Origin of the sequence: Pseudomonas sp. CM27, from assembly GCF_013179515.1 — a bacterium.
Classification (GTDB): Bacteria; Pseudomonadota; Gammaproteobacteria; order Pseudomonadales; family Pseudomonadaceae; genus Aquipseudomonas.
Genome location: NZ_JABMCN010000190.1, coordinates 1 through 11,817 on the forward strand (window position 1 = coordinate 1; position 11,817 = coordinate 11,817).

General features: G+C 63.1%; 10 protein-coding genes. All 10 read left to right on the forward strand.

Annotated elements, in window-relative coordinates:
- Positions 1 to 754, forward strand: a 754-nt coding sequence (locus HP547_RS20985; RefSeq protein WP_172287330.1) for an AMP-binding protein, incomplete at its 5' end; no start/stop codon positions are given.
- Between the two features lie 332 nt (positions 755 to 1,086).
- The gene (locus HP547_RS20990) at positions 1,087 to 2,973 is read left to right on the forward strand and encodes a DUF1302 domain-containing protein (RefSeq protein ID WP_172287331.1); all 1,887 of its coding nucleotides are present in this window, start codon (positions 1,087 to 1,089) and stop codon (positions 2,971 to 2,973) included.
- A 25-nt stretch (positions 2,974 to 2,998) separates the two neighbouring features.
- The gene (locus HP547_RS20995; protein WP_172219988.1) at positions 2,999 to 4,363 is read left to right on the forward strand and encodes a DUF1329 domain-containing protein; all 1,365 of its coding nucleotides are present in this window, start codon (positions 2,999 to 3,001) and stop codon (positions 4,361 to 4,363) included.
- Between the two features lie 234 nt (positions 4,364 to 4,597).
- Complete coding sequence (locus HP547_RS21000) at positions 4,598 to 7,315, forward strand: LuxR C-terminal-related transcriptional regulator (RefSeq protein ID WP_172287332.1); 2,718 nt, start codon at positions 4,598 to 4,600, stop codon at positions 7,313 to 7,315.
- Positions 7,316 to 7,474: 159 nt separating this feature from the next.
- The gene (locus HP547_RS21005; protein WP_172219994.1) at positions 7,475 to 9,082 is read left to right on the forward strand and encodes a tetratricopeptide repeat-containing response regulator; all 1,608 of its coding nucleotides are present in this window, start codon (positions 7,475 to 7,477) and stop codon (positions 9,080 to 9,082) included.
- The gene (locus HP547_RS21010) at positions 9,079 to 9,771 is read left to right on the forward strand and encodes a sensor histidine kinase KdpD (protein WP_172287333.1); all 693 of its coding nucleotides are present in this window, start codon (positions 9,079 to 9,081) and stop codon (positions 9,769 to 9,771) included. The genes HP547_RS21005 and HP547_RS21010 overlap by 4 nt, the downstream gene beginning before the upstream one ends.
- A gap of 168 nt (positions 9,772 to 9,939) precedes the next feature.
- The gene (locus HP547_RS21015; protein WP_172287334.1) at positions 9,940 to 10,218 is read left to right on the forward strand and encodes an AbrB/MazE/SpoVT family DNA-binding domain-containing protein; all 279 of its coding nucleotides are present in this window, start codon (positions 9,940 to 9,942) and stop codon (positions 10,216 to 10,218) included.
- Positions 10,215 to 10,562 (forward strand): type II toxin-antitoxin system ChpB family toxin, encoded by a 348-nt coding sequence (locus tag HP547_RS21020; RefSeq protein WP_172220003.1) that lies wholly within the window; start codon positions 10,215 to 10,217, stop codon positions 10,560 to 10,562. The genes HP547_RS21015 and HP547_RS21020 overlap by 4 nt, the downstream gene beginning before the upstream one ends.
- 18 nt (positions 10,563 to 10,580) lie before the next feature.
- Positions 10,581 to 11,225, forward strand: coding sequence for an MBL fold metallo-hydrolase (locus HP547_RS21025; RefSeq protein WP_172220006.1), 645 nt, complete (start codon positions 10,581 to 10,583; stop codon positions 11,223 to 11,225).
- 109 nt (positions 11,226 to 11,334) lie between these two features.
- Positions 11,335 to 11,817: OmpA family protein (locus HP547_RS21030; RefSeq protein ID WP_172287335.1), on the forward strand; the 483-nt coding region annotated here is incomplete at its 3' end.

An 11,817-nucleotide genomic window follows, 5' to 3' on the forward strand; every position in this document is an offset into this window, starting at 1 on the left:
CAGCGCGCTGAACCGCTCGCTGTACCAGGCTGCCCTGGCGCGCGGCATTCAGCTGACTGCGGCGTATGGCATGTCCGAAACCTGCCCGCTGATCTCCGCCGCGCACCTGAACGACGAATTGCAGGCCGGCAGCGAAGATGAGCGCGTCACTTACCGCATCAAGGCGGGGGTCCCGGTGCCGCTGGTGGAGGCTGCCATCGTCGATGGCGACGGCAACTTCCTGCCCGCCGATGGCGAAACACAGGGCGAACTGGTGCTGCGTGCACCCTGGCTGACCATGGGCTACTTCAAGGAGCCGGAAAAGAGCGAGGAGCTGTGGCAGGGCGGCTGGCTGCATACCGGTGATGTCGCCACGCTCGATGGCATGGGCTACATCGACATCCGCGATCGCATCAAGGATGTGATCAAGACCGGTGGCGAATGGATTTCCTCGCTGGACCTCGAAGACCTGGTCAGCCGTCACCCGGCGGTGCGTGAAGTGGCGGTGGTGGGGGTGGCCGACCCGCAGTGGGGCGAGCGCCCGTTTGCCCTGCTGGTGGTGCGCGACGGCCAGTCTATCGACGCCAAGTCGCTCAAGGACCACCTCAAGCCGTTTGTCGAGCAAGGTCACATCAACAAATGGGCGATTCCAAGCCAGATCGCCGTTGTTACTGAAATTCCCAAGACCAGTGTCGGCAAGCTGGACAAGAAACGCATCCGCCAGGACATCGTCCAGTGGCAGGCCAGCAACAGCGCGTTCCTTTCCACGCTGTAACCACCCTGCGGGTCGTATGCGTCAGAATACGACCCGCATGCTAGAGCGGTCGGTGCCTTGCCAAATGGCAAAAATGCGCCATCCTTGAGCACTGCCAGCGCGTGATCGCAGAAATATCACAGCGAGTTGGCGGCACGGAGCGCAAATCACACTTTAGAGGGATCAAGCGCCTGTGCCTTGCTGGCTATAGTCGGGGCCAGGGGATTTTCAGGAAGGGGGAGGGCGGCATGCGCAACACATGTCGCCGCGGGCGCAAGCCTGCATACCGGTCGCACGGGCCGTTTCTGAAAGGACTCACTGCCATAACAAAAAAAGTACATGGAGTAGCGTCGATGAAATCTGCAAACCTGTTCTGGCGCCGGGCCAAGCTGCCCCTGGCCGTCAGCCTTGCTTCCACGCTCGCAAGTCCTGCTTTCGCTGTCAGTTTCAACATCGGTGAAATCGAAGGCCAGTTCGACTCGTCGCTCTCCATTGGCGCCAGTTGGTCGACCGCCAACCCCAACAAGAACCTGATCGGGGTGAACAACGGCGGCAAGGGCCTGTCGCAGACATCCGACGATGGCCACCTGAACTTCAAGAAAGGCGAGACCTTTTCCAAGATCTTCAAGGGCATCCATGACCTGGAGCTGAAGTACGGCGACACCGGCGTGTTCGTGCGCGGCAAGTACTGGTACGACTTCGAACTCAAGGATGAAAGCCGCGAGTTCAAGGACATCAGCGACTCCAACCGCAAGGAGGGCGCCAAGTCGTCCGGCGCCGAACTGCTCGACGCCTTCGTCTACCACAACTACGCCATCGGCGATCAACCCGGCTCGGTGCGCTTCGGCAAGCAGGTGGTGAGCTGGGGTGAAAGTACCTTCATCGGCGGCGGCATCAACTCGATCAACCCCATCGACGTGTCGGCGTTCCGCCGCCCGGGGGCCGAGATCAAGGAAGGCCTGATCCCGGTCAACATGTTCTACATCTCGCAGAGCCTGACCGACAACCTGTCGGCCGAAGCCTTCTACCAGCTCGAATGGGACCAGACGGTCGTCGACAACTGCGGCACCTTCTTCTCCCAGCCAGACATCATCGCCGACGGTTGTACCGACAACCTGCGCGTGCTCAACAGCAGCCGGGCGGTGCCTGGCGCGGCGCAGCAGTTCCTCGCCACCCAGGGCGTGAACATCAACGAAGAGGGCGTGATGGTGCGCCGTGGCGCCGACCGTGATGCGCGGGACAGCGGCCAGTTCGGTGTGGCCATGCGCTACATGTTCGAGCCGCTGGACACCGAATTTGGCGCGTACTTCATGAACTACCACAGCCGTGCGCCGATCTTCAGCGCCACCGGCGCCCCGGCGTCGGTGTTCTCCGGCATCGCCGGCCTGCCGGCACAGCTGCGTGCGCTGGCGCCGCTGATCGTGGCGGGCAACTCGCAGTACTTCGTCGAGTACCCCGAAGACATCCGCCTGTACGGCTTGAGCTTCTCTACCACGTTGCCAACCGGCACGGCCTGGAGCGGTGAGGTCAGCTACCGGCCCAACGCCCCGGTGCAGTTGAACACCACCGATATCCTGTTTGCCGGTGTTCGTCCACTGGGCGGTGCACTGACCAACGCTTCGCTGCTGGCGGGCACGCCCGGCCAGGACCTGCACGGCTATCGCCGCAAGGAAATCACCCAGTTCCAGACTACCCTCACGCACTTCTTCGACCAGGTGATGGGCGCCAGCCGCATGACCGTGGTGGGCGAGGTGGGCGTCACCCACGTCGGCGGCCTGGAGAACGCTCACGACACACGCTACGGTCGCGATCCGGTATTCGGCCCCGGCCCGCTGCCAGCCACCGGCGGTGCAGACACCTGCCAGGCACTCAATGCCAGCACCATCGCCGGTGCCGGTGCAGGTGCCTCCACCACCAACCTGAACCGCAAGTGCGAGAACGACGGCTATACCACCAGCACATCCTGGGGTTACCGCGCGCGTGTCATCTGGGACTACAACGACGTGTTCGCCGGTATCAACCTGAAGCCGAGCGTGGCCTGGTCGCACGACGTGTCCGGCTATTCGCCTGGCCCGGGCGCCAACTTCGAGGAAGGCCGCAAGGCTGTCAGCCTGGGTCTGGATGCCGAATACCAGAACACCTACACGGCGACCCTGTCGTACACCAACTTCTTCGACGGCAAGTACAGCACCGTGGATGACCGCGACTTTGTCGCCCTCAGCTTCGGCGTGAACTTCTAAGCACTCAGATCCAGGACGACACGACATGAACAAGACCAGAAGTCTGCTGCAAGCCGGTGTACTGGGCCTGTCCCTGCTGGCGACCAGCGTCATGGCTGCGGTATCCGCCGACGAGGCGGCCAAGCTGGGCAGCACCCTGACCCCGATGGGCGCGGAAAAGGCCGGCAATGCCGATGGCTCGATCGGCCCGTGGGAGCCATTGTCCAAGACTGCGGGCAGTGTTGACGGCAAGGGCTTCCTGTCCGACCCGTATGGCAGTGAAAAACCGCTGTTCACCATCACCGCGCAAAACGCCGAGCAGTACAAGGACAAGCTCTCGCCAGGCCAGCTGGCGATGCTCAAGCGCTACCCCGACACCTTCAAGATCCCGGTATTCAAGACCCACCGAGGCTCCACCGCGCCTGCCGACGTGTTCGCCGCCATCAAGGCCAACGCCACCAAGGCCACCCTGGTGGAAGGCGGCAACGGCCTGAACGACTTCCGCACCGCCGTGCCGTTCCCGATCCCTAAAAGCGGCCTGGAGGTGATCTGGAACCACATCACCCGCTACCGCGGTGGCAGCGTCAGCCGCCTGGTGACCCAGGCCACGCCGCAGCAGAACGGCTCTTTCAACCCGGTCTACTTCTCCGACCAGTTCGTCTTCCGCGACAAGATGAAGGACTACGACCCGAACAACCCGGGCAACATCCTGTTCTACTTCAAGCAGGAAGTGACTGCACCGGCGCGCCTGGCCGGTACCGTGCTGCTGGTGCACGAAACCCTCGACCAGGTAAAAGAGCCGCGCAAGGCATGGATCTACAACGCCGGCCAGCGTCGCGTGCGCCAGGCGCCGCAGGTGTCGTATGACGGCCCGGGCACCGCTGCCGATGGTTTGCGCACCTCGGACAACCTGGACATGTTCAACGGCGCGCCAGACCGCTACGACTGGAAGCTGGAGGGCAAGAAGGAGCTGTATATCGCGTCCAACGCCTTCAAGCTCGATGACCCCAAGCTGAAGTACACCGACATCATCAAGGCCGGGCACATCAACCAGGACCTGACCCGTTACGAGCTGCGCCGCGTCTGGCACGTGGTCGCAACCCTCAAGCCGGGCCAGCGGCACATCTACGCCAAGCGTGACTTCTACATCGACGAAGACACCTGGCAGGCGGCGGTGATCGACCAGTACGACGGCCGTGGCCAGCTGTGGCGCGTTTCCGAGGCACACGCCCAGCCGTACTACAACGTGGAAGTGCCGTGGTACACCCTGGAAACCATCTACGACCTGCAGTCGGGTCGGTATCTGGCCCTGGGCATGAAGAACGAAGAGAAGCGCGCCTACGACTTCGGCTTCAGTGCCAGCAAGGCTGACTTCCAGCCTGCAGCGCTGCGCCAGTCGGGTATTCGTTGAGCCCTGCCTGACCCAACAACGCCCCGGCTTGCCGGGGCTTTTTTTATGGTCTGGCAATAAACCTGCTGAATACCTCGCCAAACCCCCGCCCCAGCCCCTGTCCATCAGCCATGTTGCTTTTTGTCGCAGTCTTTTCCAGGGCAATTGTTCCCATCATCTTCAAATGCGCAGCGTTACCCGCTAGTCTCGCAAGCATTCATATCGCCGTAGTCTTCCAACCGGAACGAGAAGGCCATGACAGATCTGTCCCGTACGCATGGATTCGCCAGCCAGGCCCTGGGCCTGCTGGACGGGCGTTTCTTCCGGCCGCCGCTGCCGGACGGCCATGTCCCGCGCCTGCGTTTGTGTCAGCGCTTGCACGCCGGCCTTGCTGGCCGGCTGCTGCTGGTCAATGCCCCGGCAGGTTTCGGCAAAAGCTCCCTGGCCATCGAGTTTTGCGAAGCATTACCTGAGCATTGGCGCAGCTTGTGGCTGGGCCTGAGCCAGCGCGATGCCGACCCTGGCCGCTTTCTCGAGCGCCTGCTCGAAGGCTTGCAGCAGTACTGCCCGGCGCTGGGCGGCCAGGCCATGGGCCTGCTGAAGATGCGCCAGCGGCATCAGCCGTTCGCCTTCGAGGAGTGGCTCGACGGCCTGCTCGACGAGCTCGCGCTCTACCTGCAAGCCGATACGCCGTTGCTGCTGGTGCTGGACGACTACCACCTGGCCCAGGGGCCGGTGCTCGACCGCTGCCTGCAGTTCTTCCTCAACCACTTGCCTCCCGGCCTGGTGTTGCTGGTCACCAGCCGCCAGCGCCCGGACTGGCACCTGGCACGCCTGCGCCTGTCCCGGCAACTGGTCGAGCTCAACGAACAGGACTTGCGCCTTACTGCCGAAGAGTCGCTGGCGGTGATTGGCCGCCAGCCCACCGGCTTGCGCGGCCAGGCCCTGGACAACCTGATTCAGCGCAGCGATGGCTGGGTTGCCGGTTTGCGCTTCTGGCAACTGGCGGCCAGCGAGAGCGCTGACGAGCAGGCATTGCCCCAGGCCCTGCACGGTGGCGAAGGCCTGATCCGTGACTACCTGCTTGAAGAAGTCATCGACATGCTGCCTGCCGAGGTCCAGGCCTTCCTGTATGAAACCGCCTGCCAGGAGCGTTTCTGCGCCGCCCTTTGCGACGCCCTGCGCGCGCGTCACGACAGTGCCGCAGTGCTGCGTTTCCTGCAGGCGCATCAAGTGTTCCTGGTGCCGCTGGACGAGCATGGCCACTGGTTTCGCTACCACCACCTGTTCTCCGACCTGCTGCGCAGCCGCCAGGCCAGCGAACCGCTGTCGGGCCTGCACCTGCGGGCCTGTCGCTGGTTCGAAGCCCAAGGCCTGCTGGACGAGGCGGTGGAGCAGGCACTGCGTGCCGGCCACCTGGATGTCGCCGCCGACCTGGTGCAGAGCTTGTCCGAAGAGCAACTGCTGGCAGAACAGAATGTCGGTATGCTGCTGCGCTGGAAGATGGACCTGCCCGACAGCCTGCTGATCAGCACGCCGCGGCTGATCGTGCTGTACAGCTGGGCGCTGGGCCTGGCTTGCCAGCTGGACGCGGCCGAGGAGCTGGCCGGTTACCTCAGCCGCTTCCTGCCCGCGCCATCGGCAACCGCGCAAAAGTCCATGCTGGCGCAGTGGCTGGCGCTCAGTGGTGTCATCGCCCGGGGGCGGGGCGACCGCGAGCTGACCCTGGCCTATTGCGGCGAAGCGCTGCAGAGCCTGCCGAACAAACGTTATGGCCAACGCCTGGTTTGCCTGTCGACGCTGTCCAACCTGGCCATTGCCGATGGAGACTTCTGGCGGGCCCGCGGCTGGAACCGCGAGGCTTTGGAACTGGCCCAGCGGGTCGGCAACCCGCTGTTCGAGGCGCTGGCCCATTACGACCGCGCGCGGGTGCTGCACGCCCGTGGCGAAGTATTGCGCGCGCTGGACGAAGTGCGCCAAGGCTTGCAGCGCCTGCAAGGGCTGTCGGCGCAGCGGCTGTATGCCGTGCGCGCGCGCCTGACGCTGTACGAGGGCTATCTGCTGGTCTCGCGCCTGCAGCCAGCCCAGGGCCGTGCGCGCCTGCGCGCGGGGCTGGGCGAGGCGCGGGCCTGCCGGGATATCAGCGTGCTCATCGGCCACTGCGTGATTGCCACGCTTGACGGCCGGGAGGGGCATTTTGCCGAGGCCTTTGCCGAACTGGCCGAGGCCGAACGGCTGATGCACATCTGGGATGTGCCGCCGGTGTACTACCTGGCCATGATCACCCTGGTCAAATGCGAGCTGTGGCTGGCCCAAGGGCGCACCGACCTTGCCGAGTCCTGGCTGCTGCGCCTGGGCCAGACCTATGGCGGCGAGCAACCGGCGGCGGCGCCGGAGTTCCACCCGCTGCTGCCATTGCACATCGAATTGCAGCAGGCGTTGCTCGAGCGTGTCCAGTCACGCCGTGATGAGGCCGTTCAGCGTCTGGCGGCCCTGGTCGAGCGTGGCCAGGCCAGTGGCGGCATGATGCTCACGGTCAGTGCCTTCAGCCAGTGGCTCGTGCTGTTGCTGGACGAAGGCCGGGAAGGGCAGGCCGTGCAATTGTTGCCAGGGTTGCTGGAGGCCGCCCAGGGGGGCGTACTGCAGCCTTTCCAGCCCCTGCTGGAGCGGCACCCGCAGTGGCTGCAGGAGCAGTTGCAGGTTACTGGCGCTTGTCCCGTAAGGGCAGAGCTGCTCAAGCGTTTGCCGCCGCTGCCAAGTGTGGGCCCCGGCAGCAGCGAGGCCCTCAGCGGCCGTGAACTGGCTGTGCTCGAGCTGATTGCCCAGGGCTGCTCCAATCAGCAGATCAGCGAGCGGCTGTTCATTTCGCTGCATACCGTGAAAACCCATGCCAGCCATATCAACAGCAAGCTCGGGGTGGAGCGTCGCACCCAGGCGGTGGCCAGGGCCAAATCCCTGGGGCTGCTGGTGTGAGGCTGGTCGTGCGGGGCATTGCCCGCTAAAGTGATGGCTTGGCGCCATGGTTTGTGGCCCGCAATGCTCTACCCTCATCTTTCCCGACCAGCTGCCGATACAGCGATCGGTGGCATCGCCTCGCGCGATTTTTCAATCATTCCAAGGCAGGTCGTGTTGATGCTGCAGTACGGGCAAAAGAGCTTTCTGATCGTCGACGACTTTACCGACTTCCGCACGTCGACGCGTTCCATGCTGCGCGAGTTGGGCGTGCGCGATGTGGACACCGCCGACAGCGGCGAGCAGGCGCTGCGCATGTGCGCGCAAAAGCGCTATGACTTCATCCTGCAGGACTTCCACCTGGGCGACGGCAAGAAGAACGGCCAGCAGGTACTCGAAGACCTGATCATCGACAAGCACATCAGCCATGAGTGCGTGTTCATCATGGTCACTGCCGAGAGCAGCCAGGCCATTGTCCTCAGCGCCATCGAGCACGAGCCCGATGCCTACCTGACCAAGCCGTTCAACCGGGTTGGCCTGGCCCAGCGTGTCGAGAAGCTGTTCCAGCGCAAAACGCTGCTGAAGCCGATTCTGCAGGCACTGGACCGCAATCGCCCGGCCGAGGTGCTGGCGGCCTGTGCCGAACTGTGCAAGAAGGACCCGCGTCTGGCGCCGCTGTGCCTGCGCTACCGGGCCGACGCCCTGCGCAACCTCAACCGTTTCGACGAGCTGGAAAAATTCCTCAAGGCTATCCTGGCCAGCCGTCCGCAGCCGTGGGTGTACACGGCGCTAGGCGCGCTGATGCACAAGCGCGGCCAGAATGCCCAGGCCCAGGGGGTTTACGAGCAGGCGCTGAAGGCGTTCCCGATCATGCCAGCCCTCTACGATGGCATGGCCGAGGTACTGGTGGCGCAAGGCGAAACCAGGCGCGCGCAGAACCTGCTTGAAGAAGCCGTGCGCCTGTCACCGCTTTCGGTGCGGCGGCAGTCGAAGCTGGGCAAGCTGGCGCTGGAGAACGAGGACTTCGAGAGCGCGTCGAAAGCGTTCCGCCATGCCGTCAACCAAGGCCAGAGCTCGCGCTACAAGGATGCCGAGAACAACCTTGGCCTGGTGCAGGCGCTGATGAGCAAGAACGCAGGCTTTGGCCTGGACGCCCGTACCCGGGTAGAAATCAACACCACGCTCAGCGAGGTGGCCAAGGAAAACCCCGAAGACCAGGGCTTGCAAGTGCGTGCGCGGATGATGAAGGCCGCCAGCCTGCAGCAGGCCGGCGACCCGGAAACCGCCGGCAAACTGACCGAACAGGCGATCCAGCGCCTGGACAAGATGAACCAGTTCTTCTCGGTCGATTCGGCCCTGACCGTTGCCGCGCAGTTGCAGGCGATGGGGCAGGAGGCCGCCGCAATCGGCGTGCTGAAAAGCTGTGTGGAAAGTTATGGCGATGACCCCAAGGTCATGGAAAAAGTGGGCAAGCTGACCGACGACCCCAACGTGCTCAACGCCATTACCGAAGCGGTCACCCTCAATCGCCAGGGTGTGCGCAGTTACCAGGGAGGGCAGCTCGGCGAGGCGTTGCAGTTGTTCCGCAAGGCGCTGGGTTTGCAGCCGAAGAACATCAGCATTGCCCTCAACACCGCCCAGGCGCTGCTGCGCATCGGTGGTGACAACCCTCAGCCGGCGATCATGCAGGAGTGCCGCGACGCCTTGACCAGCGTGTCCGGTATCCCTGGCAGCGACAACCGCTATGACCGTTACCGCAAACTGCACATCCGAGTGTTCGGCGCATGAATCAAGACAATCAGGGGCTGGATTTTTCCACGGTGATCGCCTCCACCGTGCACGACCTGAAGAGTTCCCTGGCGGCGCTGATCCAGTCCCACAGCCAGTGGGTCGAACGGTTGCCCGAGGAACTGCGCGGGGGGGCCGAGCAGGGCATCATGGAGCACGAGTTTCGCCACCTCAACGGCATGCTGGTGCAGTTGCTGGGGCTGTACAAACTGGGTGTGAACCAGTTGCCGGTGTGCCCGGACTACCACGAGCTGGACGACTTCATCGAAGCACAGCTGGCCGCGCACCAGGAAGTGCTGAAGCACAACGACATCCTCGCCACCTGGCGCATCGATACCGACAACCCGCTGGGCTTCTTCGACCGCGAGCTGGTGGCTTCGGTAATCGCCAACGTCATCACCAACGCCACCCGCTTTGCCGGCCACGCCTTGCTGATCACCATTGAAGAAGCAGACAACCAGCTGGCCATTTGCGTCAACGATGACGGCCCAGGTTATCCACAGCGCATGCTCGAGCGCCAGGAGGAGTACATCCAGGGCATCGACTGCACCAGCGGCAGTACCGGGCTGGGGCTGTATTTTGCGGCGCGGATTGCGGCGCTGCATGAAAGCGGCGGGGTGCGCGGGCGGATCGAGATTTCCAATGGCGGAGCACTTGGGGGCGGGTTGTTCAGGTTGTTCCTGCCTTGAACATGACGGACATGGTGTTTCGAATGTTTTCAGTTGGAAAGTCATTTCCCAAGGTGATGTAAGGTATTTCCTTCACGTGATTGCAGGGCTTTTATCCTGAGCCGCCGAATGACAGTGTAGATACTACGTCTCTACATTTCGCTTGCAATCATCTGGAGGGTTTCTACTATGTATCTACCTTGGGAGATACTCATGCAAATCAAGATTCAGCAGTGGGGCAACAGCGCCGCCATCCGCTTGCCCGCCGCAGTGCTCAAACAGATGCGACTCGGTGTCGGTTCCACCCTGAACCTGGACGCAACGGGTGAGGCGCTGGTGCTTAAGCCCGTCAGGTCAAAACCTAAGTACACCCTTGAAGAGTTGATGGCACAGTGCGACCTGAACGCACCGGAGCCAGAGGATTTGGCTGACTGGAACGCTATGCGCCCAGTAGGGCGTGAAGTGTGAAGCGGGTCAAGTTTGCAAGGGGCGATATTGTTCGCGTCAACCTCGACCCTGCAGCTGGGCGAGAGCAGCAGGGCATAGGGCGACCTGCACTAGTGCTCACTCCGGCAGCTTTTAATGCAGCAGGCCTGGCTGTGATCATCCCTATCACCCAAGGAGGTGGTTTTGCGAGGCATGCAGGTTTCGCTGTCACGCTCAGCGGTGCGGGAACGCAAACGCAGGGTGTGATGCTCTGCAACCAGATACGCACAGTGGACCTTGAGGCCCGCCTCGCCAAACGCATTGAGTCGGTACCCGAGGTTGTCATCCTTGATGCATTGGCTCGCGTGCAAACCCTATTCGATTAAACGGTTTTCGTATTTATCATGCAGAATCCATCGCCTGCCCTCATTCGCGAAACCTTCCCCGTAGGCCCCTTGCAGTGCAACTGCACACTCATCGGCGACCCGCTGACCAAAAAGGCCATCGTCGTCGACCCGGGCGGTGACCCGGAGAAGATCCTGGCCCGCCTGCAGGTACACGGCCTGACGCTGGCAAGCATCATCCATACCCACGCGCACTTCGATCACTTCCTCGCCTCGGGCAAGCTCAAGGCGCTGACCGGCGCCACGCTGCACCTGCACAAGGATGACCAGAGCCTGTGGGACAACCTGGAGATGCAGTGCCAGATGTTCGGCGTGCCGTACACGCCGGTACCGGCCCCAGACCACTGGCTGGCTGATGACGAGGAGCTGGCCTGCGGGTGCGGCGTGGCTTTGCATACGCCAGGCCACACCCCGGGCTCGATGAGCTTCTGGTTCGCCGACGCCAAGCTGCTGATCGCCGGCGACACGCTGTTCCGCCGTGGCATTGGCCGCACCGATTTGTGGGGCGGCGACCAGCGGGCTATCGTTCGTTCGATCAAGGAGCGGCTGTACCGGCTGGACGAAGAAGCCATCGTGGTGACCGGCCATGGGCCCGATACCCGGCTGGGTGACGAGATGCGCGAAAATCCCTTCGTGCGTGCGTGATGGCCGGTGAAAAAGCTTTCACGGAATTTTTCGTCGCCCGAGCGTTCCAAGGCTGGCATAGATCCGATTGCGATCTGCCGCATTTATGAATTTCAGTAGGAGCTTGTCCATGTTCACCATGCGTCGCCTGATTATCGTCGCAACTGCCGCGGCCCTGATGACCGGCTGTGCCGGCCAGAACCCTTATGACAACCAGGGTCAGGCGCAGGGCTCCTCGGGGATGAGCAAGACCGCCAAATACGGCGGCCTGGGCGCGCTGGCCGGTGCAGTCGCCGGCGCCGCCATCGACCACAACAACCGTGGCAAGGGTGCACTGATCGGCGCCGCCGCGGTGGGTGCCGCCGCCGCCGGCTATGGCTACTACGCCGACAAGCAGGAAGCCGCACTGCGTGCGCAAATGGCCAACACCGGTGTGGAAGTGCAGCGCCAGGGTGACCAGATCAAGCTGATCATGCCGGGCAATATCACCTTTGCCACCGACTCGGCCAACATCGCGCCAAGCTTCTATCAGCCGCTGAACAACCTGGCCGGTTCGTTCAAGCAGTTCAACCAGAACACCATCGAAGTGGTCGGCTTCACCGACAGCACCGGC

Coding starts and splice junctions, on each gene's coding strand:
- HP547_RS21000 (WP_172287332.1), top strand. CDS start 4,598: ATGACAGATCTGTCCCGTACGCATGGATTCGCCAGCCAGGCCCTGGGC.
- HP547_RS21015 (WP_172287334.1), top strand. CDS start 9,940: ATGTATCTACCTTGGGAGATACTCATGCAAATCAAGATTCAGCAGTGG.
- HP547_RS20995 (WP_172219988.1), top strand. CDS start 2,999: ATGAACAAGACCAGAAGTCTGCTGCAAGCCGGTGTACTGGGCCTGTCC.
- HP547_RS20990 (WP_172287331.1), top strand. CDS start 1,087: ATGAAATCTGCAAACCTGTTCTGGCGCCGGGCCAAGCTGCCCCTGGCC.
- HP547_RS21005 (WP_172219994.1), top strand. CDS start 7,475: ATGCTGCAGTACGGGCAAAAGAGCTTTCTGATCGTCGACGACTTTACC.
- HP547_RS21010 (WP_172287333.1), top strand. CDS start 9,079: ATGAATCAAGACAATCAGGGGCTGGATTTTTCCACGGTGATCGCCTCC.
- HP547_RS21025 (WP_172220006.1), top strand. CDS start 10,581: ATGCAGAATCCATCGCCTGCCCTCATTCGCGAAACCTTCCCCGTAGGC.